The organism is Mesorhizobium sp. WSM4820 (assembly GCF_055811075.1).
In genome coordinates, this window is the sequence record NZ_JBVVQN010000011.1 from 1 (window position 1) to 24,847 (window position 24,847).

A 24,847-nucleotide genomic window follows, 5' to 3' on the forward strand; every position below is an offset into this window, starting at 1 on the left:
TCGTCGCCAGCGGCGCGCCGCCCTCGTTGGTGAGGCGTATATAGTCGGCGCCCAGCCAAAGTGTCAACAACGATTTCAATCTTTTTTGCGGAGAACTGTTACGCTTTTGGCGTCTCAGTTCAGGGGCGCACTACACCATGTCTTAGGTGCGATTTGTTACCTATGTCTCCGCCCGGGACCCGGCGGACGAACCGTCTCCCGTCCTCTCACCCTATATGGGAACAAAACGGGAAGCTTCAAGGGTCACGCCGCCCATGTCCGGTCTGCAAGGCGGTATTTACGGCAAACGGGACCGGAGCCCGATGGTTCCGGCGAATATCTATGCCGGCGCGGCCAAACGGCTGGAACCATTCGGCCCGGCTGTTAGTTCCATCAGCGAAGAACGAGGCCGCCGAGCGAGCGTCGCAGCGCGACAGGCCTGAGGCCCTCAATACGTCTTCCAGACCAATCTCGCTCGACGACTGCCGGCGTTGATGCCGTTCTGGGCGCGAACAGGGAGATTCACCATGAAAGTCGCTGAGATAATGACCCCCAACGTTCATCTCGCCAGTCCTGGCGAGTCGTTGCAGAAAATCGCGAAACGCATGGCGGTTGACGATGTCGGATTCCTGCCAGTCGGAGAAAACGACCGACTCGTCGGAACGATCACCGATCGTGACATCGTCGTGCGTGCGGTCGCCGAGGGCAAGGACGGCAATGCCACGGTCCGCGACGTGATGACCAAGGATGTCAAATACTGCTTCGAGGACGAAGATATCGAGCACGTCGCCCAGAATATGGGTGACATCCAGGTCAGGCGGTTGCCTGTCCTCAATCGCGACAAGCGCCTGGTGGGCGTGGTCTCGCTCGCGGACGCGGTGCTGAAGGAAGATCCGGCAACCGCCGGAATCGCGATGTCCGGTGTCGTCGTACCCGGCGGCGCACACGCGACGTAAAGCGCTCTGCCCGGCTGCGTGGTCAAACTGAGTTCAGCGGCGCATTAGCGCTGTCGCGTCTCAAAGCGACGGCGCTACCGAGCCGTAAATCAGGCCTTCCTGTCATAGTGCCGGGGACGTCGATGACGCTCCCGGCTGCTCCAGTATCTTTGCACGTTCCCACTTGCGCTCTTGGCCGTGGCTCAGAGCTACGTTTGGGCGATGTCAGTTCGGTGCCACCGCGGTATCGCCCGGCACCACACCCTTGGCAGCCTGTTCGATGACGTCGGCTACGGCCTGTGGCTGGGTAAGGAATACCACATGGCTGCCTTTGACCTCGGTGGTGACCGCCCCGATACGATCGGCGGTGCTCCGAAGCAGTTCGGGCGCAATAGCGCCGTCCTCAGTCGCGACAACGTACCAGCTTGGCTTGGTCTTCCACGCCGCCGTCGTCACCTTGGCCTCAAGCGCCTTCATAGCGATCGGCACTTGGGAGTCGCGCAGGAATGCGGCATCGGCATCCTTGGTATCCCCAGCAAAGCCGGCCTTAAACGTCTCAATCTTCAGGAACGCGAAGCCATCGGGCTGCACGTCAGGCTGAAAGTTCGGCGGCGGAGGAATTTCGGCATATTGGTCCAGCGTGGATTGACCGACATCTGGAGCGAAGGCAGCGACATAGACGAGGCCCGCAACATTGGCAGCGTTGCCAGCTTCTGTAATTACCGTGCCACCGTAGGAATGACCGACGAGGATGGCGGGCCCATCCTGCCGGGCGAGCACGCGACGCGTTGCGGCGACATCGTCTTCGAACGACGTGAGCGGGTTCTGGACGATCGAGACTTTGTAGCCACGACTTGTTAGTTGGTCGTAGACGCCTCGCCATCCAGCTCCGTCGGCAAAGGCGCCGTGGACGAGAACGACGTTGCGGAGCGGCGCGCTTTGTGCGTCGGCAGCAGTTACCGAAAGCGTCAGCGCACCGACGGCGATCGCTAGGGATTTGATCATGGCAGTTCTCCAGTTGGTTTTGCTGTTGATAGGACAATCATGATCTACCCTGACGGACCTGACTTGATTACCGAGCGGATTAGGACATCAATGTCTCAAAATGAGAGACAATCCGAACTTGCTGGAGGACTCATATGCTGCGCGACTTCAGCGATACGGTCGCTTTCGTAAAGGTGGTGCAGGAAGGGAGCTTCACAGCGGCAGCGCACGTGCTCAAGGTGCCGAAGACACGGGTCAGCCGGAAGGTGCAGGAGCTGGAATCCAGACTGCGGACACAACTGCTGAATCGGACAACCCGCAGCCTGAAGCTGACTGAAGCGGGAGCGGTATATTTCCAGCACTGCGAACGAGTGGTGAAGAATCTGGAGGATGCGGAGAACGCAGTGGCGGAGTTGCAGCAACATCCGCGCGGATGGCTTCGGATTGCCGCCTCGTACTGGCTGGCAACTCGCGTCCTCGCTCCGCTGCTCACCGAGTTTCGCCGCTTCTATCCAGAGGTGTTCCCGCAACTGCTTCTTGGGCACGAGGTCGTCGACCTTGTCGCCAAGGACATAGACATCGCTTTCCGGCTCCAGGAAGGCACCCTGTCCGATTCCACGCTCACGGCTCGGCGGCTCGGCGCATTGCCGATGGGTATCTATGGGGCCCCGACCTACCTGGAACGTGCGGGGACGCCACAGCATCCATCGGAGCTGACGGAACATGCCTGCCTGTTGACAGAGTTCTATTTCAATCGTCCGGCAGTAGAATGGCCCCTATCGAGTGGCGGCGAGCGGTCCCAGTTCAAAGTACGAGCAGTGGCCGTTGCCAGCGATCCAGAGGCTCTTCACGGGTTCCTGCTGGAGGGAGTTGGTCTGTTCATGACCAACCATGTGCGCGTCAAGTCGGACGTTGCCGCTGGGAGACTGGTTCGTGTCTTACCCGAGTGGGCAGGGCCCGAACCAACCCTCTATGCGATCCGGCCTGGAGGCGGCGTTCAGCCCCCCAAAGTTAAAGCATTTTTGGACTTTCTCATTCCGCGGCTCGATTTGAAGAGGATTGACAGCAAAGCGAGCATCTGAAGTCGATCCTGCCTACCATGCGCTTCTTCCACCGCAACGATTGTTTCAAACTGACCACTACCCCATTGGCTCAGCCGGCTGAGCCAGTTTGACTCAAGCGTAGGCCCTATCAACGTTACACCGATTTAATGTGCAAGCGAGCGGGAGAATTGCCATAAAGCTTTGATATCGACGGGCCATCCCCTGTGTCGGAGGGTGCTGTCGCGTCTACTTCAGCTTGGGAAGCGTAGACGGGATCTTGCCAACCGGAGTGCCGATGGCCGCCTGGAAACAGATCGTTTTTTCACTTGTGATCCTCGTCGCGGCCGCGGCCGCCTGGGTTCGCTTTTTTCCAGGCGCGCCGGATGTGCTGGCGCGCTGGGGCATCGAATGGGCTGATGCCGCGACGCCTCCGACAGCGACGAGCGCCGTCGACAACGCCGGGCAAGCGGGCCGCCGCAGCGACGCCGGCCAACTGGCGACTATCGTCGCATTGCCGGCGGCCACGGCCGTCATCAATGATCGCCTGCGGGCAATCGGCACCGGCCGAGCCTACGCCTCGGTGACGGTCAATCCCTACAGTTCAGGCCGCCTGGTCGAATTTCTGGTCGAGTCCGGCGCCCATGTCGAAAAAGGACAGATCATTGCCACCCTCGATTCCGACACCGAGGTGATCGCACAGGACCGCGCAAAGGTTGCCTTGCAGGACGCGCAGGCCAAGCTCGACCGGGTCAAATCGTTGCGGGCTTCCAACGCTGCGACGGCGGTCTCCGTTGCCGATGCCGAGGTGGTGCTGGCCAATGCCAAGCTGGCGCTTCGCGATGCGGAACTGGCCTTGCAGCGCCGCTCGATCGTCGCGCCGATCGCCGGCGTCGTCGGCATCCTGCCGATATCAGCCGGCAACTATGTGACCAGCCAGTCGGCGGTCGCCACCCTTGACGACCGCTCCAGCATACTGGTCGAATTCTGGGTGCCGGAGCGCTTCGCCGCCGTCGTCAAAGTCGGCGCGCAATTGTCGGCGACGCCAATCGCCAACCCAAACAAAGCCTATACCGGCACGGTCTCCGCCATCGACAACCACATCGATGAAGCCAGCCGTACCCTTCTGGTCAAGGCAAAGATCGCCAATCCGGCCGATTCGCTGCGTGCCGGCATGTCCTTCCAGATCACCATGAAGTTCCCCGGCGACAGCTATCCTGCGGTCAGTCCGCTGGCGATACAATGGGGTTCGGACGGCGCCTATATCTGGACCATCGTGGACGGCAAGGCCAAGCGGGTTGCGGTGCGCATCATCCAGCGCAACACTGAGACCGTGCTGATCGATGCCCCGATCGTCAGCGGCGACATGGTGGTGACCGAGGGCACCCAGAGTGTCAGCGAAGGCGGCGAGGTCCGCATCGCCGGCGAACAACTGCGCGCCGCGGACGCCGACGGCTGATGACCGCAACCAACAACGCAGCCAGCGACACAGGATTCACCGCGCTGTTCATCCGCAGGCCGGTGATGGCCTTCGTTTTGAACACGCTGATCGCGGTCGCCGGCCTTGCTGCCTTTTACGGTGTCGAAATCCGCGAACTGCCGGATGTCGATCGCGCCGTCGTCACCGTCAACACGACCTTTGAAGGCGCTGCAGCCGAAACCGTCGACCGCGAATTGACCGACGTGATTGAGGGCGCGGTCGCCCGCGTCTCTGGTGTGAAGTCGATCTCGTCCACCTCGTCCTTCGGCACAAGCCGCGTCACCATCGAATTCAACGACGGCGTCGACCTCGACGTCGCCGCCTCCGATGTGCGCGATGGCGTCGGCCGCGTCGCCGACCAAATGCCGGATACGGCGGATGCGCCTCGCATCGTCAAGGCCGATGCCAATTCCGAGCCGGTGATGCGGCTGGCTGTCACCTCCGACACCATGTCGGTGCAGGACATGACGGTGCTGGTCCAGGACCAGATCGAGGACGAGCTTGCCGCGGTGCCTGGCGTAGCCGACGTCCAGGTCTATGGCGACCGCGACAAGATATTTCGCATCGATGTCGATCAGAACAAGCTCGCCGGCCTGGGCTTCACCGTCGCCGACCTGAGGACAGCGCTGGCCTCGGTCGCTTTCGATTCGCCTGCCGGCTCGATCACCACGACCAACCAGGATCTGATCGTGCGTCCGACGGCGGACGTGACCACGCCGGAGGAGTTCGAAAACATCATCATCGGCGGCACGACCCGCATCCGCGACGTCGCCACCGTCACGCTCGGCCCCGACATCGGTCAGACCACATTGCGTTCGAACGGCAAGACTGGCATCGGTCTTGGCATCATCCGCCAGGCGGAATCGAACACGCTGGATATTTCGACCGGCGTCAGGGCCGCCGTCGCCGCGCTGCAGGCGGATCTGCCTCAGGGCATGTCGATCAAGGTCACCAGCGACGATGCGGTCTTCGTCAACGGCGCGGTGCATGAGGTCGAGATCGCACTCGGCCTGTCCGTCTCCATCGTGCTGATCGTCATCTATGTGTTTCTCCTCGACTGGCGCGCGACGCTCATTCCTGGGCTTGCGATGCCGGTCGCCATGATCGGGACGATCGCCGCCATCTATCTTGCCGGCTTCTCGGTCAACATATTGACGCTGCTGGCCCTGGTGCTGGCGACGGGCCTGGTCGTCGACGACGCCATCGTTGTTCTGGAAAATATCGTGCGACGACGCAACGAAGGCATGGGGCCACGCGCCGCGGCCGTGCTTGGCGCCCAGGAAGTGTTCTTCGCCGTCATCGCCACGACGCTGACGCTGGTCGCCGTCTTCGTGCCGATCTCCTTCCTACCCGGCCAGACCGGCGGCCTGTTTCGCGAATTCGGCTTCGTTCTCGCCATATCGGTGCTTCTGTCCGCCGTCGTGGCGCTGACCCTTTGTCCGATGCTTGCCTCGCGCATGCTGTCGGTCGCGCCGCTTCATCACGAAGGCGGCAGCGGCATCGGCGCCCGCATCGGCGGCGCGCTGAACAGGCTCTACCGGCGCTGCCTGCGCACCTGCCTCGATGCGCCGTGGATCGTGCTCCTGGTCGCGCTGCTGTTTGCAGCCACCGCCTTCACGCTGTTTGGCACTATCCGCCAGGAACTGACGCCGACCGAGGACCGTGCCATCGTGCTCATGCGCGTCGACGCGCCGCAAGGCGTCAGCCTCGACTACACGACGCAGCAGATGCAGAAGATCGAAAAACTGATCCAGCCGCTGCGCGATTCCGGCGAAATCCGCAACACCTTCGAGAGCGCCGGCCGCAACGGCGCCTACAACGCCGGCTTCATGGTGATGACACTGGCGCCATGGGACGAGCGCACCCGCAGCCAGCAGCAGATCATGGCCGACATCAGACGGCTCACCCGGCAGGTGCCGAGCGTGCGCGTCTTTCCGATGCAGCCCAACAGCCTCGGGATTCGCGGCGCCGGCAACGGCCTGCAGTTCGCGCTGGTCGGCAACAACCGTGCGGCGCTCGGCGACGCTGCGGTGAAGATCATCGCCGAGATGCAGAAGGACGCCCGCTTCCAGTCGCCCCGGCTCTCCGTCGACCCGACGCAGCCCCAGCTTTCCGTCGCCATCGACCGCGAGCGCGCTTCCGACCTCGGCATCGACATCACCAGGCTGGCCGATTCCTTCCAGGCCATGCTCGACGGCAATGATGTCGTCGACGTCTATATCGCCGATCGCAGCTACGGCGTGAAGCTCGTCTCGACGACCAACCCGATCAACGATCCGACCGATTTGGAGAACATCTTCCTGAAGACGGCCGACGGCCGCTTCGTGCCGATGTCGACCATCGCCACTTTGACCGAGCGCGCCGTACCGCCCTCGCTGACCCGCGAGCAGCAGCAGCCGTCGGTGGCGATCACCTCCAACCTCAGCGGCGATTTCGCGCTCGGCCAGGCGCTCACCCGCGCCGAGGCAATCGCCACGCCGCTTCTGCCGCCGGGCAGCCGCATCGTCCCCTTGGCCGAGGCGGCGACGCTGGGCGAGACCAACAGCGCCATGATCACCATCTTCGGCTTCTCGCTAGTCATCATCCTTTTGGTGCTCGCCGCTCAGTTCGAGAGCTTCGTCAGCGCGGTCATCATCATGGCGACGGTGCCGCTCGGCCTTGCCTGCGCGATCTTTGCCCTTTTGCTCAGCGGCACCAGCCTCAACGCCTACAGCCAGATCGGCCTGGTGCTGCTGGTCGGCGTGATGGCCAAGAACGGCATCCTGATCGTCGAGTTCGCCAATCAGTTGCGAGACCGCGGGCTCGGCGTGCGCGAGGCGATCGAGCAGGCCTCCACCATCCGGCTGCGGCCGGTGATGATGACGATGATCTGCACCGTGCTCGGCGGCGTGCCGCTGGTGCTGGCGAGCGGCGCCGGCGCCGAGGCGCGGATCGCGCTCGGCTGGGTGATCGTCGGCGGCCTGGGTCTGGCCACCGTCTCGACGCTGTTCCTGACTCCGGTCGCCTATCTCCTGCTCGGCCGCTTCGTCACGCCGAAGGTGGAAGAGGCGTCACGGCTGAAGCGCGAACTCGAGCAAGCCGCCTACACCAATGTCGAGCCGGCCGAGTAGGTCAGGCTGCCTTCAGGATCGCGGCGGGAAGGTGTTCTCGGGCATCCAGCACCTCCATCCCGACGATGTGACCGTCAGCATCATAGTCGAGGACTATGCCTGCGGAAACTTCCTCGCTTTCCTGGATCGCCTCCGAGGAAAAACGGATGTAGGCAGCATTAGCTTCCGGATCATATTCGAGTTTGAGCGTCATTTCGGCCTTCTCGCCCCGCGATCGAAGTAAGCAGACAGTATACGGATTTCCTCAGGCGTTTCCACACAGACGACACGCAGGATGCGGCCGCCATTTTCGGGCACCTGCTTGTACAGACGTATCACCGAGGTGTCTTTCACATCAGCCGCTTGCCAATCCGGTTCCCACACAGCACGTTCGATCCAGCGTTTGTCGAGAGACCGTTCACGAATGACAGTCTCGGCATGGTCGGTATACAGCAGTGGGCGTTTCGCAATCATTCAGCAGCTACATCCCGATGCACACTGTACCGCCGGTACTGGCCAAGTCAGCCAGCACGCGCTCCATCGCCTCGGCTTTGGCACTTTACCCGCGGCAAGGATGATCGTAGTTCGGATAGCTTTGTCAACGCGAGCCTTTTGCCGAGAGCGCAAAGCAAGAGCACCGAAGAATAGCCCAGGGGAATTGCAATGACCTATCTGGACGAGCTGTTTTCGGTGGCCGGCAAGACCGCGCTGGTGACCGGGGCTGCGACCGGCATCGGCCGCATTGCGGCGACCGCTTTGGTCAGGGCCGGCGCCACCGTGATGATCGCCTCGCGCAAGGGTGAGGACTGCATCAGGGTTGCCGATGAACTGAACGGCCTCGGCGGCACCGGCCGGGCCGAGGGCTTTGCCGGCGATGTCTCCAGCGAGGCTGGCATCGCGGCGCTGGTCGACGAGGTCAAGGCGCGGACCGAGCGGCTGAACATCCTGGTCAACAATGCCGGCGTCTCCTGGGGCGCGCCGCTGGAAAGTTTTCCCTACCATGCCTGGGCCAGGGTGTTCGGCGTCAACGTCACTGCGGTCTTCCACCTGACGCGCGAGCTTCTGCCGCTGCTCGACGCCGCCGCCAGCGATGCCGATCCGGCCCGGGTGATCAATCTGGGTTCGGTGATGGGCACGCAGCCGCTGGCCGACGACGCTTACTCCTACTCTGCCTCGAAGGCTGCTGTTCATCATCTGACGCGCATCTTGGCGATCGAGTTCGCCGCCCGCCGTATCACCGTCAATGCCTTCGCCCCCGGTCCCTTCCAGAGCCGGATGACTGCCTTCGCGACCGCGAGCGAGGACCAGGCCAAGCATATCGGCGGCCATGTACCGATCGGCCGCATCGGCGCGCCAGATGACATTGCCGGCGCAACGCTCTATTTGTGCAGCCGTGCCGGCAGCTATATCACCGGCGCCATCCTGCCGATCGATGGCGGACAGTCGGTGCAGCATGGGCTGACACTGTTCAAGGAATGAAGCCGCTCGCGCTCCGGACGGTTGAAATGGAGGACATCAGCGTGGAACCGATCAGTCTCGATGTGCTTCTGGCCAGCGTCGGCAAGGAGGTCGGCGTGTCGCCGTGGCGGGTGGTCTCGCAGCGCATGATCGACCAGTTCGCCGACGCCACCGACGACCACCAGTTCATCCATTGCGACCCGGAGCGCGCCAAGCGCGAGACGCCGTTCGGCGGCACCATCGCGCATGGTTTTCTGTCGCTTTCGCTTTTATCGGCGATGACCTTCGAGACCATGCCGCCGCTCGAAAACAGCAAGATGGGCGTCAACCATGGTTTTGACTCGCTGCGCTTCCTGGCGCCGGTGAAGACCGGCGCGCGCATCCGCACCCGTTTCGTGCTGGCCGACGTCAAGGTCAGGCCGTCGGGGTGGGTGCAGACCGCGCATGACGTGACGATCGAGATCGAGGGCTCGAAAAAGCCGGCGCTGACCGCGCGCTGGCTGACGCTGACATTGATCGAGCGCGAGCCAGAAGCGGCCTGAACGGCTCAACGAACCTCGCCAGAGATCATCTTCATGTGCCGGCCGACCTGCAGGGCAATGTAGACGACCAGTGCGCAACCGATCGGAAACACGATCTCGTTGAGGCCGGTTGTGATCGCCCGCGGCAATTCAAGCGCGACGCCGTTCGCCGCGGCCGTCTCAATCGTCAGCACCGTGATTCCGCCGCCGAACACCGCGCCTATCGCGGTGCCTGCCAGCGCAAAATGGAGCGGACGGGGTTTTTCCTTCGACGCCAGCGAGGCCAGGATCCAGCCGAGCAGGCCATATTCGATCGCCCGCAGCACGCCCAGCGTGGTGAGCGAGAGGGTGGCCGGTTTTGTGGCCGCATCAAGAGCAGTTACCATGACCTTTTGCGACCCCTTGGCGATGGCCATCGCCAGTGGTGCCGAGATTGCAGCGATCAGGCCGCCGAGCGAGGCTCGTACCTTGGCGATCGCCGTGCCGAGGCTGAGACCGGCGCAGACGAAGAACGCCCACGTCACGCCTTGCGCCAATTCGATCAGTATCAGGGTGGTAGCCGGGTGAGAACCCGCTGCAAGCCTGACAGCCAGAGTAAGCGCCTCCATGGCGAATCCGAGCGCGATCGCCAACCATGCAACCATGACCACCCGCCTGAGGGCCAGCATGGCATCGTGAGAAAGTGGATCTGCGTTTGGCGCAACGGAAGAAAGCTCGGTCATGGTCATCTCGCCCTAGCAACAAAATCTCTTGGCCGGGCCGCAGCTAACCTCTGGTTGTAACAGTCCGATGTCGCGTCGTTCTGCCCGGGTAACATTTGTGATCGATGTTTAGGCGAAAATGGCTGAGAAGGACGCCGATTTTTGACAGCCTTGTCCGATTCCGTACAGCGTATATAGTTTAGCCAGCCACAAACAGAAGGCAGGCGAAAATTGCCGCTTAGCGTCCAGACACGCCGCGAGAAACAAAAGGCCGAACTGCGCTCCGAACTTGTCGACGCCGCGCACAAGCTCGTCCAGGAAGAAGGCTATGAAGGCCTCACCATCCGCAAGCTGGCCAAGCGTGTCGGCTATGCGCCGATGTCGGTCTATTCCTATTTTGCCGACAAGCAGGACATCTTGTTCGCGTTGGCCGAGGACGCGTTCAAGACTCTGGCAAAGCGTATCGAGGATCACCCGGCCAACGATCCGATCGAGGCGCTGCAAGTGGTGATGACCGAATATGCGGCCTTCGGCCTTGGCAACCCCAACGAGTATCGCACGATATTCATGACCGAGAAGGTCAAGCCCCCGGAAGGCAGGACCTTCGCTGAGATGCAGGAGGGCAACCCGTTGATGAAGGTGCTGATCAAGAGGGTCGAAGCCTGCGTGGCCGCCGGCAGGCTGAGGGGCGATCCGCGCGCCATCGCCACCATGCTGTGGGCGGTCGGCCACGGCACGATCTCGCTGCTGATCACCTTTCCCTTCTATCCGTTCGGCGACCAGCAGGCTTTCGTCAAGCGGATGTGCGACTTCACGCTTGCCGCTCTGGCCACGCAGGACGTGCCGCCGCTGACCGAGACGCCGGTCAACTGCTGAAGGGTTTTTGTTCGGTTTCGGATAGCTGACAGGCAAGCGAAACAGGGCGAAGGCCTGGGGAATCAATCTATGCGTGTAGGACCCTGGTGGCTGGGATCGCGACCCGGCGGGCTAGCGCCACGCTCGCCGTCAAAATTTCGTACATGTACAATTTCCGACTTGAACTTCATATTCGCCGGTCGTATATGTACGCTATGTCGTACATGTACAAATTCAGTCATCCAGCCCGGAGACAGACCATGAAAAAGACAATCCTCACCGTCGCAGCAGTGCTTGCATTCTCGGGCGCTGCCTTCGCCGACCAGAGTCAGCCCGGCAAACAGGCGCCGGCCGCGGCCTGCGCCGACACCGGCATCAAGCTCGATTGCGGCGCGACCGGATCGGTCGAGAAGGCAGGCGCGGCCACCCACAAGGGCTCAACGGAAAGCAAGGACCCGCGGCTCGGCATCGACATCGACCCGTGGATCGTGCCCAGCACGTTCTGACGTTCGAAACAAAAGCGACGACAGGAAATCCTGACCGCCTGCTCTCGTGGCCGGCGACCCGGCTCGCTGGAGCCTGATGGATGTTATTTCCTGCGCTTCTTCATTCCGGCCACGATCTTGGCCTTGCCAGGTCTTGCAGGTGCGCCGGGAATCGAAGTCCCGGTGATCGACACCGGATCGCTGGCCGGAAACGTGTCCTCGAGCCCTTCCTCGAGTTCCTCTTCAATGTTTGGTTCTTTGTGCTGCTCGTGTTCGAACGAGCGCACGGCCGGCGTCTTCTGAGCCGCTGGATTCGGCGCGGATTTCGACGGCATCGACATTCTCCCCGACTTGCTCCGGCAAACGGTCGAGCCCAGCGAACATTCCTAAGCCGCTGCGTCGCCGGCCGCCTCCGACAGGAAAGTAAAGACATAATCGGAAAAAGAGCGCCAGCATTCAACCCGGAATGCGTCGGCTGCGATGCGCAATAGCACGATCTCGGCCTTGCCCAGGATGGTGCGCGAGGCCGCGCCCACCGGAAAGACGTCCAGCGACAGATCCTGCGGACAGCCTGAATTGATCGTCGCCGCCGCCGCTGGACCGATAACCGAGATGGCGACGTTGCGATGCGAGATGCCGACCGCCGAATGCAGCACTGTGACCTCGGCGCAATGGGCGAGCGGGTCTTTTCCCACCTCGTCGATGACCAGCCATTCGTCCGGCCCAAGCCACAATGCCGTGCGCCCGGCCTTTGCCGCCGAGGTTTTGGGCTTCCGCGGCAACTCCACGCCAAGCGCCTTCGAAAGCGCCGCGACCGAGGCGTCCGGCGCGCGCAGCGAAATACGCTGCGCCGGCGGCAACACAGCAAGCGTAACGCCGGTTACGGAAAGCTCCTGACTGGCAAGAGCCGGCCGGCGTTCGACCGACGGTGCAGCGGCGGCAGATTCCTTCGCGGCAGCCTTAGCCATTGAGGCGCTCCCCCTTGTCGTCAAAGAACACCATGCCGGTGACCTCCACCTCGATCGTCGCATTGGGCATCGGCACGTAGAGCGTCTCGCCCATCCGGTCGCGGCCGCCGGCAACCAGGGCCAGCGCAATCGAGCGGCCGCAATTTTCCGACCAGTAGCTCGAGGTGACATGGCCAATCATCGTCATCGGGATCGCCTGCTTCGGATCGCCGACGATCTGCGCGCCTTCTTCTAGCACCACTTTTGGGTCTTTGGTCTTCAGGCCGACAAGCTGCTTGCGGCCCTTGGCGACCAGGTCGGGCCGAGCCATGCCCCTGATACCGACGAAATCGGTCTTCTTCTTGCCGACCGCCCATTCGAGCCCGGCATCGCCGGGCGTCACCGTACCGTCGGTGTCCTGGCCGACGATGATGTAACCCTTTTCGGCACGCAGCACGTGCATCGCTTCGGTACCGTAGGCACAGGCGCCGTGCTTCTGGCCCTCGGCCCACAGCGCTTCCCAGACGGCCTGGCCGTAGTCGGCCGGCACATTGACCTCGAAGCCACGCTCGCCGGTGAACGACATCCGGAACAGCCTTGTCGGCACGCCGCAAATCCTGCCCTCGCGCACCGACATATGCGGCAGCGCCCCGTCCGACATGTCGATGCCCTCGACCAGCGGCGCGATGATCTCTCGCGACTTCGGGCCCTGCACGGCGATCACCGCCCACTGCTCGGTGGTCGAGGTCAACCATACGTTGAGATGCGGAAACTCGGTCTGGAGATAGTCCTCCATATGGTTCATGACGCGCGGCGCACCGCCCGTCGTCGTCGTCACGTGGAAACGGTCGGCTGCAAGCCTGCCAACGACACCGTCGTCATAGATGAAACCATCCTCGCGCAGCATGATGCCATAGCGGCAGCGGCCGGGCTCCAGTTTCTCCCACGGATTGGTGTAGAGCAGTTCCATGAACTTCGCTGCATCCGGCCCGACCACCTCGATCTTGCCCAGCGTCGAGGCGTCGAACAGGCCGGCCGTCTTGCGCACCGTAACACACTCGCGATCGACCGCGGCGTGCATGTCCTCGCCTGCTTTGGGAAAATACCAGGCGCGCTTCCATTGGCCGACATCCTCGAACACCGCACCTTGGCGCTCGGCCCACGGATGGATCGCCGTCTTGCGGGTCGGGTCGAAGAGCGGACCCCGCGCGTGTCCGACGATCGAACCGAAGGTCACCGGCGTGTAAGGCGCCCGGAACGTCGTCAGGCCGACCTGCGGGATCGGCTTGCCCAGCGTCTCGGCGGCGATCGCCAGGCCGTGCATGTTCGAGGTCTTGCCCTGGTCGGTCGCCATGCCGTTGGTGGTGAAGCGCTTGACGTGCTCGATCGAGCGCATGCCTTCATGCACCGCCTGGCGGATGTCCTTGGCGGTGACGTCGTTCTGGAAGTCGACGAAGGCTTTTACCGTCGTGTCCGGCCCGGCGCCGGGCGCCGCACCCAGCATGCCGCGCGACCAGTTCTCGCTGGCGTCGACCTTCGGCTTGGTGCCCTTGACGGTGTTGGCGACGGCATTCTTGACGCCGGCATCCTTCGCCGCCTTGGCGCCCGCCGCATAGGCTTCGTCGATCGTCGCCGACAGCCCGTCAGTGCCGTTGCAGGCGCCGACCGAGACGCAATCCTGGGCGTAGGTGCCGGGCACGAAACGCTTGGTCTCGTCGTCGAAGGCGACCTTGCCGCGCGATTGCGAGAACAGATGCACCGACGGCGTCCAGCCGGCCGACATCAGGATGGCGTCGACCGGGATGGTGCGCTCGCCGCCGCCATTCTTCGGCTGCACGGTCATCGACGAGACGCGCAATTTGCCGCCGGCGCGGATCACCGCGCGGCCGAAATTGACCTCGATGCCGAGCGCCCTCGCCTCGTCGATTACCGACCCGGTCGGGTTGTCGCGCAGGTCGACTATCGCCGCCACGCCGATGCCGGCCTTCTTCAGGTCGATCGCTGCCGCATAGGCGGAGTCATTGGCGGTATAGACGCCGACATTCCTGCCGACCGCGACGCCAAAATGGTTGAGGTAGGTGCGCGCCGCCGACGCCAGCATGACCCCTGGCCGGTCGTTGTCGGCAAACACCATGTGCCGCTCGATGGCACCGGTCGCCAGCACGACGCGTTTGGCGCGGACCTGCCACAGCCGCTCGCGCGGCAGCTCGCGGCCGGCATTCTGTAGATGGTCGCTGACGCGCTCGACCAGCCCGACGAAATTCTGCGCGTAATAGCCGAAGGCCGTGGTGCGCGACAGCACGCGGACATTGTCCATGGCCCTGAGCGTCGCGGCTGCGCCTTGCGCCCAGGCAAAACCGTCCTGGCCGTCGATCCTGGCGCCGCTTTCGAAGCGCAGGCTGCCGCCAAAATCCGGCTGCTCGTCGGCAAGGACGACGCGCACGCCGGTTTCGGCCGCGGCAAGTGCCGCGGCGATGCCGGCAGCACCGCCGCCCAGCACCAGCACGTCGCAATGTGCGAAACGCGCCGAATAGTGGTCGGGATCCGGCTGGTCGGGAGCGACGCCAAGCCCTGCCGCAGCCCTGATCCTGGGCTCGTAAAAGTTTTTCCAGGCGGACTTCGGCCACATGAAGGTCTTGTAGTAAAAGCCCGCCGAAAGCAGCGGCGAGGCGACGTCGCCGAGCGCGCTGACGTCGAAGGCCAGCGACGGCCAGCGGTTCTGCGACTGTGCCGTCAGCCCGTCATAGAGCTCCTGCACGGTGGCGCGGACATTTGGCGTCTTGCGCGCCGCGTCGCGCTTGATCTCAACCAGCGCGTTGGGCTCTTCCGCCCCGGCGGACAGGAAGCCGCGCGGCCGGTGATATTTGAACGAACGGCCGACCAGATGGACGCCGTTGGCGAGCAGCGCCGAGGCCAGCGTTTCGCCTTCGACGCCGGCATAGGACTGGCCGTCGAAGCTGAACCGCGCGGTCTCTGCCTGCTTGAGGCGCCCGGCGCCGGGAATGCGGAACGTCGCGATCATTCGGAGGCTCCCGGCAGCTTCGCCGGCTTCGGCTCGCCGGCCTTGTAGGTCATCAGGAACCTGTCGCTGACGGTGTCGCGCACGGCATTGAAGAACCGCGCGCAGCCATGCATGTGCCGCCAGCGCTCATAGATGATGCCTTTGGGATTCGAGCGGATGAAGAAGAACTTTTCGAAATCGTCGTCGCTTGTCGCGGCCATATCCGCCGAACGCGCGATATGTGCCTCGCCGGCGTTGCGGAATTCGAGTTCCGGACGCTCTTCCTCGCAACAGGGGCAGCGGATGAGAAGCATGGTTGTTCCTACAATTCGCCGTGGCCGACGCAGGCGCCGGCGGGTTGATCGCAAAGCCTCTGGCCCAACATCACAAAGCGGGCCATCATCAGTGCGCCACCGCCGCCGCCGCCGCCTCGTCGATCAGGCGGCCGGTGCGGAAGCGCTCGATGGTGAAGGGCGCGTTGATCGGGTGCGGATCGTCCCTGGCGATGGTGTGGGCAAAGACATGGCCCGAGCCCGGCGTCGCCTTGAAGCCGCCCGTGCCCCAGCCGCAATTGACATAGAGGCCGGGCACCGGCGTCTTGGCCAGGATCGGCGAGCGGTCGGGCGTCACGTCGACGATGCCGCCCCACGAGCGCAGCATCTTCATGCGCGTGAACATCGGGAACATCTCGCAGATGGCGTCGAGCGTGTGCTGCAGAATGTGCAGGCCGCCGGTCTGCGAATAGGAGATATACTGGTCGGTACCGGCGCCGATGACCAGTTCGCCCTTGTCGGACTGCGAGATATAGGCGTGCACCGTGTTCGACATCACCACGCAGGGGAAGACCGGCTTGACCGGCTCGGAAACCAGCGCCTGCAGCGGATAGCTTTCCAGCGGCATCCGCACGCCGGCCATGTTCATGATGACCGACGAATGGCCGGCGGCAACGACGCCGACTTTTTTGGCGCCGATGAAGCCGCGCGTCGTCTCGACGCCCATGACCGCGCCGTTCGGCGCCCGCTTGACGCCGGTGACCTCGCAATTCTGGATGATGTGGACGCCGCGCGCCGAGGCACCGCGCGCATAGCCCCAGGCGACCGCATCGTGGCGGGCAGTGCCGCCGCGACGCTGCAGGGTCGCGCCCATCACCGGATAGCGGGCATCGCGCGAAATGTTGAGCGGCGGGCAGAATTCCTTGGCGGCTTCCGGCGTCAGCCATTCATTGTCGATGCCGTTCAGACGGTTGGCATGGACGTGGCGTTTCAAGACCTGGATGTCGTGCACATTGTGGGCCAGCATCATGACGCCGCGCGGCGAATACATGACGTTGTAGTTGAGCTCCTGGCTGAGCCCGTCCCACAGCTTCAGCGCGTGGTCGTAGATGCCGGCGCTCTCGTCATAGAGATAGTTGGAGCGGATGATGGTGGTGTTGCGGCCGGTATTGCCGCCGCCGAGCCAGCCCTTTTCCAGCACCGCGACATTGGTGATGCCGTGCACCGTGGCGAGATAATAGGCGGTGGCCAGGCCATGGCCGCCGGCGCCGACGATGATGACGTCGTACTCCTTCTTCGGCTCTGGCGAGGACCACTGTTCCTCCCAGCCCTTGTGGCCGCGCATGGCCTCGCGGGCGATGGCGAATACCGAGTATTTCTTCAACGTTCCAGCCTCGCAGATAGCGGCCGGGCATCCAATCGAGCCCCGGCGCGCGAGGTGTATCACTAGCGAAACAGCGCTGCCACCCTTGCGCTGTTTGCGACGGCGCTTGCCGTTTTGCGCCACGGCCAAAAAGACCTGTCGAAGAACGAGCCGAACGACGCATCCGGACGCCTTCAGGTATCGGGTGGCTCGTGCCGCCTCGATCTGCGACCAAGCATCCGATTGCCGGCGAAAGCTGGCGCGAAAGAAGGATGCAAAAAATGCTCGCACTCGCCAACAAGATCGCCATCGTCACCGGCGCCAGTTCCGGCATCGGCCGCGCCACCGCAAAACTCTTTGCCGAGGCTGGCGCCAAGCTGTTCGTTGCTGCCCGCCGCCAGGCGGAGCTGGACGTGCTCGTCGCCGAAATCGAGGACGCCGACGGCACCGCCATTGCGCTTGCTGGCGACGTCCGCGACGAAGCTTATGCCAAAGCCCTTGTCGACCTGGCGGTCGAGAAATTCGGCGGGCTGGATATCGCCTTCAACAACGCCGGCTCGACCGGCAAGATGGGTCCAATCTCGGAGCTGTCGCTGGAAGGCTGGCGAGAGACGCTCGACACCAACCTGACCAGCGCCTTCCTCGGCGCGAAATACCAGGTGCCTGCGATGGTCGATCGTGGCGGCGGATCGCTGATCTTCACCTCTACCTTTGTCGGCCATACCGTCGGCATGCCCGGCATGACCAGCTATGCCGCAAGCAAGGCCGGGCTGATCGGATTGACGCAGGTGCTTGCCGCCGAGTATGGCGCCAAAGGCGTGCGGGTCAACGCGCTGCTGCCGGGCGGCACCGACACGCCTTCGGCAACGTTCAAGACACCTGAATCGCGAGCCTTCGTCGAAAACCTGCATGCCTTGAAGCGCGTCGCCGAGCCTGAGGAGATCGCCCATTCGGCGCTCTATCTGGCTTCCGACGCATCGAGCTTCACCACCGGAACCGCGCTGTTTGCCGATGGCGGGGTCTCGATCAATCGGACGTGAGGCAATGTCGCAAAAGCGGTCTTGCTTTCCAGTGCGATTTGGCGATTTCTTCGGACACTTGTTCGAAGACGGGCCTAAAACATGCTGCTGATCAGGACCTACATCGCTGCTAGCGCAATCGAGGGCGTTGGTGTGTTCGCCGCCGAGCCGATCAGGAGGGGAGCGTCGATCTGGCGGCTCGATCCGGATTTCGACCGGCTGATCCCGCTCGAAAAATATAGGACGGCGCCGCCGCAACTCAGGGAATTGCTCGACAGATATGCCTATCCAAGCCCGGACCGGCCCGGATTCATCGTCTATGAGGTCGACAATGGCCGCTTCATGAACCATTCCGAAAGGCCGAACACGGATTTTTCTCGGCATGGTGGGGCAACCGCGATCCGCGACATAGCAGTGGGGGAGGAAATAACCTGCGACTATGGCGAGTTCTTCGAGGACTTCGAGCGGCTTCATTTGGCCACGGCATAGAGGAAGCCCGCCAGCCTGAGCCGAAGTTATGATCGGATCAGTTCCGGTGGGCGTGCGGCTGGTCGGTGTGGCGGCCTTCATACTGCAGGTCCAGCTCGCGAATCGCCTCCTTGCCCTTCTCCGGATCGACAAGCCTGAGAAGCGCGTCGATCTTGGCCTCCATACGGTCGGTACTCTCCTTCGATTGCGGCGATCCGACGAAGAGCAGGAACGCCAGGCCACCGACCTGCCAGAGCAGCTGCAGGAATTCCGACTGCCAGTTCTCAAGCGTGTCGCGGCTCATCTCGATCAGATAGCCGCCGAATTCGGGCGGTTGGCCAAGCGCTCGCTGCTCGTCGAGATAGGCGAACCAGCCGAAAACCCAGTGGCCGACAAGCGAGATGATGAAGAAGCCGAGGGTAATCCAGGCATAGCTGTAAGCCCGCCAGACCGAAGGTCGCTTCACGTTGCTCGCCGGCCTGCTGTCGTCATCGCTTGGCATTGTCGCTGTCCGACGCCGAGCGAGCCAGGAACTGCTCCGTAGTCGCGGGCAGCTTGTTGTGCAGCCACTCGGCCATCGCCTCCTCTTCACGCAGATTTTGTTCGCAGGCCCGGACGATCTCCGTTTCGCCGAGGGACTCGGCGGTTGCGATCAGGATCGTGTAGGATGCGATCTCCATGTGCTCGAAGGTGTAGCTCGCCAGTGAGCCTTTCATCACCTCGTCGCCGGCGAAGACGCCGCTTAGCGACTGCGCCATCGCCAGCAGCTTGCCGCCGGCGTCCTTCAGCGCGGATGTATCTTCGCCCAGTTTTTCCAGGCAGGTTCCGAGGCGCGCGGCGTGTCCCTTCGTCTCATCGAGGTGCAGCCTGATGCGCTCTCTGAGCTCGGGATAACTCTCCAGCCGATTGAGCTGGCCGTTCAGCATGGTTTCGGCCTGCTCCTCCATCGCATGCGCATCCTTGAGCCATTGGACGAGCCATTCACGGGTGCCTGACATCGGTTTTCCCCTGTGCTTGCTTCGCCGCAACAACCATTGGGGAACGAGGTTGGTTCCTTCGTTGATAGAGCCGGGCGGAGCGTTTTGCCGGGATTGGGGCAGCAAGAATTTATCGGTGTCGGAGAAAACGCCAACGATTGCTCATCGGCGCGGAGAGCCCGCCCGAGCAGACGAATATGCTACCAGAGGTCGTAATTCCTTGCATTGTGACGGCAGTTATGCTATTGGCTTGCGCATCGTGTGATTTGCGCCGACGACCCGCCGCTGAGGCGGGTTTTTCGTTTCGGCAGTGGACAGAGCGGCATGATTCTGCTATCAGCCGCCACAATTCGTGGTGTAGACCGCCGCGGAGGCAAGCGACTATGGCCACTTGCCTGTTGTTAACAAAACCCGAAAGACAGGATTGCCCGTGCAGGTACTCGTCCGCGACAACAATGTTGATCAGGCGCTTCGCGCGCTCAAGAAAAAGATGCAGCGCGAAGGCATCTTCCGCGAAATGAAGATGCGCGGACATTATGAGAAGCCCTCTGAGAAGCGCGCCCGCGAAAAGGCGGAAGCCGTTCGCCGCGCCCGCAAGCTGGCCCGCAAGCGCGCCCAGCGCGAAGGCCTGCTGCCGATGACGCCGCGCCCGGTGGCGGCTGGTGCCGCTGGTGCCGGCGCTCCGCGTCCGCCGCGGTTCTGACGCCAATTTTTCGTCCTTTTCGAAGGATACCCAAGGTGGCGCGATGCGAAATCGCCGCCACCTTTTTGTTTTGAATTCGACCAGCTCGCAGAGGGCCGGTTCGGAGAGGGAACAGACCTGACGGCGCGGGCGGGCAGTGAGGACAGAGCAGACATGAACGCAATTAGCGTGGAGCGCAGAACCGCAATGCGCGGCTTCGCCCTGACGGCAGCCCTGCTTTCTGGCTTGGCGCTCGCCGGCTGCCAGACAGCCCCGACCGGCGAATTCACCAACATCGACAAGGCACAAGGGTCGGCCGAGAACATCTCCTCGCTGTCGGCTGTCATCCAGCGCAGTCCCCAGGATCCGGAAGGCTACAATGTGCGTGGCTCGGCCTATGGCCGCGGCGGCCAGTATCAGGCGGCGCTCAAGGATTTCAACACCGCCATCCAGCTCAATCCGAATTTCTACCAGGCCTATTCGAACCGCGCTCTCATCCAGCGTTTCCTCGGCGATCAGGCGGCCGCGCTTGCCGACTACAACCGCTCGATCCAGATCAATCCCGACTATGACGCCGCCTATATCGGCCGCGGCAATCTCTACCGCAAAGCCAACCGCATCCAGGAGGCGTTCAACGATTTCCAGAAGGCGATCCAGCTCGACACGACAGACGCGCGCGCCTATCACAATCGCGGCCTGATCTATCAGAGCCAGGGCCAGCACGCTTTCGCCATCGAGGATTTCTCGACAGCCATCTCGCTGGCGCCGGACGCCGCCGATCCCTACAATGGCCGCGGCCTCTCCTATCTCGCCATGAACGACGAGGACAATGCCTTCGCCGACATCAACATGGCGATCAAGCTCGACGGCAAGAATGCCGAGGCCTGGTCCAACCAGGCGCTGATCTACGAGCGGCGCGGCGACAAGGCCAAGGCGGCAAAAGCCTACCGCGAGGCCGTGCGCCTCAGCCCCACCTACCAGCCGGCCAAGGACGGCCTGGCGCGCACCAGCGCCGTCTGACCGACGGCGGCGTTTCGGCCTGACATGGCAGGCCTGCCGTTTGGCATGGCTTCGAAACCTTCAACGACTGACGCCTTGATCGCGCCAAGTTCTCGGCGGAACGCTCGGGACGCTTAGCCGTTGTTCAAGGGCTATTCGCGAAAAGGACCCCTCCCATGATCAAGAAACTCGCCTGTGCCGCCGCCCTCGCCGCTACGGTTCTAGCCGCCCCTGCCAGCGCAGGGAGGCTGCAGCTCGGCGTGCTCGACTGCACCATCGACGGCGGCACCGGCTATATCGTGACATCCAACAAGGGCGTGGCCTGCACCTTTCGCCCTCATCATGGCGGTCCCCCGGAAGCCTATACCGGGGTCATTTCCAAGCTTGGCGTCGACGTCGGCAGGACCCACCAGGGCGAATTGATTTGGGCGGTTCTGGCGGCCACCCGCGACCGTGATGCCGGCGATCTTGCCGGCAGCTATTATGGCGTCAACGCCGAGGCCAGCGTGGTAACCGGCGGCGGCGCCAACCTTCTGGTCGGCGGGCTGAACAGCGCCTTCTCGCTGCAGCCTCTAAACGTACAGGCGCAGACCGGCGTCAACCTGGCAGTCGCCGTCACCTCACTGCAACTGATCCACTCTTTCAAATGAATGCCATAGCGTAGCTCTGCATGCGGCGCGGAACAGGATAGGACTGTTCCGCGCCGCACGACTTTGGGAACCGCCGTGCCAGGGAAGATCATCGCTGACGCCATGATCGCCAATCTTGACATCCCGCCTTCATCAGCACCCTCAGCGCACCCGCAAAAAAACCGCTTGAGCTCAACTGCGGTTGAGGTTTTACAACCCATCCCCGAAGTGCCATTTGGAGACGAAGAGCGCTCCACCATTTCTTTAATCGGCGTATAAGAAGTTCGGGAGGGCGGGGTGATCGAAACCAGCACAAACAGGGTCGACTGGCGGGCGCTGTGGGCGAGCGGCGATCTGGCGCGCTTCTGCTTCATCAGCCTCGGCATCCTGCTGCACGCCACCAACGAAACCATGGTGGCAACGGTGATGCCGGCGATGGTCGGCGAACTCGCCGGGGTTCAGCTGGTCGGCTGGTCGCTGGCGATCTACGAGCTCGGCGCCATCGTCGCCGGCGCTGCCGCCGGACGGCTGGTGAGCTATGTCGCGTTGCGCACCAACATGATGGTCGCCGCCCTGCTCTACGCGGCCGGCGCCCTGGTCTGCGCCATCGCGCCCTCCATGCCGCTGTTCCTGGCCGGGCGCCTGATCGAGGGTTTTGGCGGCGGCGCGCTGGTGTCGCTGGCCTTTGTCTCGGTCGAGCGGCTGTTTCCACGCGCCATCTGGCCGCAGCTTTTCGGCGTTATGTCGGCGATCTGGGGCGTCGCCGCCTTCAGCGGGCCGGTGCTCGGTGCGTTGATGACCGAATTGCTCTCCTGGCGCTGGGCTTTCGGCGTCTTCACCCTTGGCGGCACCGCCATGGCGTTCGCGAGCTTCATCGTGCTCGACACGCCCGAGGCGACCCGGCCGCGGGCGATCACTGGAACCGCGCCGCCCTTCCCCTTTGCCGCGCTCGGCTGCCTTGCCGTCAGCGTCGTGCTGATCGCCACGGCCGGTGTCGACATTGCCCTGCTGCGCTCGTCCCTGCTGCTCATCCTCGGCCTGATCGGGCTCGCGCTGTTCGTCCGCATCGACGCGCTGAAGCCGGGCTCGCGGCTGTTCCCGTCGCGGCTGTTCTCATGGCGCTCGCCGGTCGGCGCAGGCATGACCATGGTCGCCGCGTTTTCGGTGGCAACCTGCTCCTTCGCCGTCTACGGGCCGCTGCTTCTGACCAGCCTGCATGGCATTCCGATCCTGACCACCGGTTATATCATCGCCGCCGAATCGATCGCCTGGTCGATCCTGTCGATCCTCGTCGCCAATGCGCCGCCGGAGCGGGAGAGACTGATCATCACCGGCGGCGCGCTGATGATCGCGACGGGCATCGCCGGTTTCGCCTATGCCGTGCCGGCCGGTTCGATTTCGCTGATCCTGTTTTGCGCCTTGCTGCAAGGCGGCGGCTTCGGCATTGCCTGGCCCTTCGTCACACGCGTGATCGTCGCATCGGCCAGGGACGGCGAACAAACGATCGCTTCCGCCGCCGTGCCGACCATGCAGCGCATCGGCTATGCGGTCGGTGCCGCGTTGACCGGCATCGTCGCCAACGCCAGCGGTTTCTCCGAAGGCCTGAACCGCGAGGCGGCGGCGAATGTCGCCACCTGGCTGTTCCTCGCCTTCGTGCCACTCGGGATGCTGGGATGCCTTGCCGCGCTGAGGATCTCGGGGCCGGCAATCCGGCCGCAGGAAGCGACCGGCTAGACAGTAATCGTCTTCAGCCGTTCGGCGATCAAGGCGGCGAGCCGCGTTGCCACCTCGTCCTTGCTCATCTCGGGCCATTCGTCGACGCCGGCCTTCGAGACGATCCGCACAGTGTTGCGGTCGCCGCCCATCACCCCGCTTTCGTGGGATACATCGTTGACGACGATGAAATCGGCGCCCTTTTTCCTGAGCTTGGCCTCGGCGTTCCTGACCAGATCCTGCGTTTCGGCGGCGAAACCGACGACCAGGCTGGGTCGCTTCCTGTGATGGCCGACGCCGGCAAGAATGTCAGGGTTTTCGATCATCTGCAGCGCCGGCGGCCCCTCGCCCGCCACCTTCTTGATCTTCTCGCCGGCCGAAGTCTCGCTGCGCCAGTCCGCAACCGCCGCGACGAACACCGCCGCGTCCGCCGGCAAAAGCTGTTCGACCGCGTCCTTCATCTGGTTTGCGGTTTCGACATGCAGCGTGGTGACGTCAGCCGGATCGGCAATGCCGACCGGACCGGAGACGAGGCGCACATCGGCGCCCAGCCTTGCCAGCGCCGCCGCGATGGCATGGCCCTGCTTGCCGGACGAACGGTTGGCGATGTAGCGCACCGGGTCGATCGGCTCATGCGTCGGCCCTGAGGTGACGATGATCTTTCTGCCTGCCAGCGGCTTCGGACTGATATCGAGCAGCGCCTCGATCGCGGCAACGATTTCCAGCGGCTCGGCCATGCGGCCCTCGCCCGCCTCGTTGCTCTCGGCCATCTCGCCCTTTGCCGGGCCGATGAATCCGACGCCGTCCTTCCGCAACGTCGCGCGGTTTCGCCGGGTCGCGGGATGCGACCACATTCTCGGGTTCATGGCGGGCGCCATCAGCACCGGCTTGTCGGTGGCAATGAGCACGGTCGAGGCAAGGTCACTGGCATGGCCGTTGGCGAGCTTCGCCATCAGGTCGGCGGTAGCCGGCGCCACGACGACAAGATCGGCCTCGCGCGACAGGCGGATGTGGCCGACATCGTGCTCGTCACTACTGTCGAACAAATCGGTGAAGACGTGGTCGGCGGAGAGCGCTCCAGCTGACAGCGTGGTGACGAATTCCTGCGCCGCGGCGGTCATCACCACGCGCACCACAACACCCCGCTCGCGCAGCCGGCGGATCAGGTCGAGTGCCTTGTAGGCGGCGATACCGCCGCCGATGATGAGCAGGATGCGCTTGCCGGAGAGGGTCATGCCCAGTTCTTGTCC

At 63.4% G+C, this 24,847-nt stretch carries 26 protein-coding genes; 14 read left to right on the top strand and 12 right to left on the bottom strand.

Annotated elements, in window-relative coordinates; all coding sequences use genetic code 11:
* Positions 1–506: 506 nt before the first annotated feature.
* Positions 507–935: a CBS domain-containing protein gene (locus AC0L2R_RS18380; RefSeq protein WP_091600429.1), complete on the top strand. Its 429-nt coding sequence runs from the start codon at positions 507–509 to the stop codon at positions 933–935.
* Between the two features lie 204 nt (positions 936–1,139).
* On the opposite strand, the gene AC0L2R_RS18385 is transcribed toward AC0L2R_RS18380, so the two are convergent.
* Entirely contained in the window at positions 1,140–1,919 is a 780-nt protein-coding gene (locus AC0L2R_RS18385; protein ID WP_091600430.1) for an alpha/beta fold hydrolase, read from the bottom strand.
* A 134-nt stretch (positions 1,920–2,053) separates the two neighbouring features.
* Here AC0L2R_RS18385 and AC0L2R_RS18390 point away from each other — a divergent pair, with 134 nt between their 5' ends.
* The 3 genes from AC0L2R_RS18390 (at position 2,054) to AC0L2R_RS18400 (ending at position 7,528) form a co-directional block, all read left to right on the top strand.
* Positions 2,054–2,980, top strand: coding sequence for a LysR family transcriptional regulator (locus AC0L2R_RS18390; protein ID WP_473510692.1), 927 nt, complete (start codon positions 2,054–2,056; stop codon positions 2,978–2,980).
* Between the two features lie 256 nt (positions 2,981–3,236).
* Entirely contained in the window at positions 3,237–4,397 is a 1,161-nt protein-coding gene (locus tag AC0L2R_RS18395; protein WP_473510693.1) for an efflux RND transporter periplasmic adaptor subunit, read from the top strand.
* Positions 4,397–7,528 (top strand): efflux RND transporter permease subunit, encoded by a 3,132-nt coding sequence (locus tag AC0L2R_RS18400; RefSeq protein ID WP_473510694.1) that lies wholly within the window; start codon positions 4,397–4,399, stop codon positions 7,526–7,528. The genes AC0L2R_RS18395 and AC0L2R_RS18400 overlap by 1 nt, the downstream gene beginning before the upstream one ends.
* Position 7,529: 1 nt before the next feature.
* Here the strand turns inward: AC0L2R_RS18400 and AC0L2R_RS18405 are convergent, their stop codons facing one another.
* Positions 7,530–7,721: a DUF2283 domain-containing protein gene (locus AC0L2R_RS18405; protein ID WP_473510696.1), complete on the bottom strand. Its 192-nt coding sequence runs from the start codon at positions 7,719–7,721 to the stop codon at positions 7,530–7,532.
* Entirely contained in the window at positions 7,718–7,981 is a 264-nt protein-coding gene (locus AC0L2R_RS18410) for a DUF4258 domain-containing protein (protein WP_473510697.1), read from the bottom strand. Before AC0L2R_RS18410 ends, AC0L2R_RS18405 begins: the two co-directional genes overlap by 4 nt.
* 189 nt (positions 7,982–8,170) lie before the next feature.
* Here AC0L2R_RS18410 and AC0L2R_RS18415 point away from each other — a divergent pair, with 189 nt between their 5' ends.
* Complete coding sequence (locus AC0L2R_RS18415) at positions 8,171–8,986, top strand: SDR family oxidoreductase (protein ID WP_473510698.1); 816 nt, start codon at positions 8,171–8,173, stop codon at positions 8,984–8,986.
* Between the two features lie 26 nt (positions 8,987–9,012).
* Complete coding sequence (locus AC0L2R_RS18420; RefSeq protein WP_268929563.1) at positions 9,013–9,507, top strand: MaoC family dehydratase; 495 nt, start codon at positions 9,013–9,015, stop codon at positions 9,505–9,507.
* 5 nt (positions 9,508–9,512) lie between these two features.
* Here AC0L2R_RS18420 and AC0L2R_RS18425 read toward each other — a convergent pair whose 3' ends face one another.
* Complete coding sequence (locus tag AC0L2R_RS18425; protein WP_473510699.1) at positions 9,513–10,208, bottom strand: hypothetical protein; 696 nt, start codon at positions 10,206–10,208, stop codon at positions 9,513–9,515.
* Between the two features lie 210 nt (positions 10,209–10,418).
* Between AC0L2R_RS18425 and AC0L2R_RS18430 the strand changes: the two genes are divergently transcribed.
* Together AC0L2R_RS18430 and AC0L2R_RS18435 are read left to right on the top strand one after the other, a co-directional pair.
* Positions 10,419–11,063: a TetR/AcrR family transcriptional regulator gene (locus tag AC0L2R_RS18430; protein WP_473510700.1), complete on the top strand. Its 645-nt coding sequence runs from the start codon at positions 10,419–10,421 to the stop codon at positions 11,061–11,063.
* Between the two features lie 239 nt (positions 11,064–11,302).
* Positions 11,303–11,548, top strand: a complete 246-nt coding sequence (locus AC0L2R_RS18435) for a DUF680 domain-containing protein (RefSeq protein WP_128169934.1) — start codon at positions 11,303–11,305, stop codon at positions 11,546–11,548.
* A gap of 83 nt (positions 11,549–11,631) precedes the next feature.
* Here AC0L2R_RS18435 and AC0L2R_RS18440 read toward each other — a convergent pair whose 3' ends face one another.
* The 5 genes from AC0L2R_RS18440 to AC0L2R_RS18460 form a co-directional block, all read right to left on the bottom strand.
* Positions 11,632–11,862, bottom strand: coding sequence for a hypothetical protein (locus tag AC0L2R_RS18440; protein WP_023797528.1), 231 nt, complete (start codon positions 11,860–11,862; stop codon positions 11,632–11,634).
* Between the two features lie 51 nt (positions 11,863–11,913).
* Entirely contained in the window at positions 11,914–12,495 is a 582-nt protein-coding gene (locus AC0L2R_RS18445) for a sarcosine oxidase subunit gamma (RefSeq protein ID WP_473510701.1), read from the bottom strand.
* The gene (locus AC0L2R_RS18450) at positions 12,488–15,496 is read right to left on the bottom strand and encodes a sarcosine oxidase subunit alpha (protein ID WP_473510703.1); all 3,009 of its coding nucleotides are present in this window, start codon (positions 15,494–15,496) and stop codon (positions 12,488–12,490) included. The genes AC0L2R_RS18445 and AC0L2R_RS18450 overlap by 8 nt, the downstream gene beginning before the upstream one ends.
* Entirely contained in the window at positions 15,493–15,789 is a 297-nt protein-coding gene (locus AC0L2R_RS18455) for a sarcosine oxidase subunit delta (protein WP_473510704.1), read from the bottom strand. The genes AC0L2R_RS18450 and AC0L2R_RS18455 overlap by 4 nt, the downstream gene beginning before the upstream one ends.
* Positions 15,790–15,877: 88 nt before the next feature.
* Entirely contained in the window at positions 15,878–17,131 is a 1,254-nt protein-coding gene (locus tag AC0L2R_RS18460) for a sarcosine oxidase subunit beta (protein ID WP_287246021.1), read from the bottom strand.
* Positions 17,132–17,391: 260 nt separating this feature from the next.
* Here AC0L2R_RS18460 and AC0L2R_RS18465 point away from each other — a divergent pair, with 260 nt between their 5' ends.
* Together AC0L2R_RS18465 and AC0L2R_RS18470 are read left to right on the top strand one after the other, a co-directional pair.
* Positions 17,392–18,150, top strand: coding sequence for an SDR family oxidoreductase (locus tag AC0L2R_RS18465; protein WP_473510706.1), 759 nt, complete (start codon positions 17,392–17,394; stop codon positions 18,148–18,150).
* A gap of 81 nt (positions 18,151–18,231) precedes the next feature.
* Positions 18,232–18,618, top strand: a complete 387-nt coding sequence (locus AC0L2R_RS18470) for an SET domain-containing protein (protein WP_473510707.1) — start codon at positions 18,232–18,234, stop codon at positions 18,616–18,618.
* A 37-nt stretch (positions 18,619–18,655) separates the two neighbouring features.
* Here the strand turns inward: AC0L2R_RS18470 and AC0L2R_RS18475 are convergent, their stop codons facing one another.
* Together AC0L2R_RS18475 and AC0L2R_RS18480 are read right to left on the bottom strand one after the other, a co-directional pair.
* Positions 18,656–19,099: a DUF6766 family protein gene (locus tag AC0L2R_RS18475; RefSeq protein ID WP_051505608.1), complete on the bottom strand. Its 444-nt coding sequence runs from the start codon at positions 19,097–19,099 to the stop codon at positions 18,656–18,658.
* Positions 19,086–19,595, bottom strand: coding sequence for a YciE/YciF ferroxidase family protein (locus AC0L2R_RS18480; protein ID WP_473510923.1), 510 nt, complete (start codon positions 19,593–19,595; stop codon positions 19,086–19,088). Before AC0L2R_RS18480 ends, AC0L2R_RS18475 begins: the two co-directional genes overlap by 14 nt.
* A gap of 409 nt (positions 19,596–20,004) precedes the next feature.
* On the opposite strand from AC0L2R_RS18480, the gene rpsU reads away from it, so the two are divergent.
* The 4 genes from rpsU to AC0L2R_RS18500 all read left to right on the top strand — a co-directional run bounded on the left by rpsU (position 20,005) and on the right by AC0L2R_RS18500 (position 23,618).
* The gene (gene rpsU, locus AC0L2R_RS18485; protein WP_023675331.1) at positions 20,005–20,277 is read left to right on the top strand and encodes a 30S ribosomal protein S21; all 273 of its coding nucleotides are present in this window, start codon (positions 20,005–20,007) and stop codon (positions 20,275–20,277) included.
* Between the two features lie 153 nt (positions 20,278–20,430).
* Positions 20,431–21,276 carry a tetratricopeptide repeat protein gene (locus tag AC0L2R_RS18490; RefSeq protein WP_473494290.1) on the top strand — a complete coding sequence of 282 codons (846 nt, stop codon included), beginning with the start codon at positions 20,431–20,433 and terminating at the stop codon, positions 21,274–21,276.
* A 155-nt stretch (positions 21,277–21,431) separates the two neighbouring features.
* A complete protein-coding gene (locus tag AC0L2R_RS18495; protein WP_287077006.1) occupies positions 21,432–21,905 on the top strand; it encodes a DUF992 domain-containing protein in 474 nt (157 codons plus the stop codon).
* A gap of 276 nt (positions 21,906–22,181) precedes the next feature.
* Positions 22,182–23,618, top strand: a complete 1,437-nt coding sequence (locus tag AC0L2R_RS18500; RefSeq protein ID WP_473510709.1) for an MFS transporter — start codon at positions 22,182–22,184, stop codon at positions 23,616–23,618.
* Here AC0L2R_RS18500 and coaBC read toward each other — a convergent pair.
* Positions 23,615–24,832, bottom strand: a complete 1,218-nt coding sequence (gene coaBC, locus AC0L2R_RS18505; RefSeq protein WP_473510710.1) for a bifunctional phosphopantothenoylcysteine decarboxylase/phosphopantothenate--cysteine ligase CoaBC — start codon at positions 24,830–24,832, stop codon at positions 23,615–23,617. The genes AC0L2R_RS18500 and coaBC overlap by 4 nt on opposite strands.
* Between the last annotated feature and the right edge of the window lie 15 nt (positions 24,833–24,847).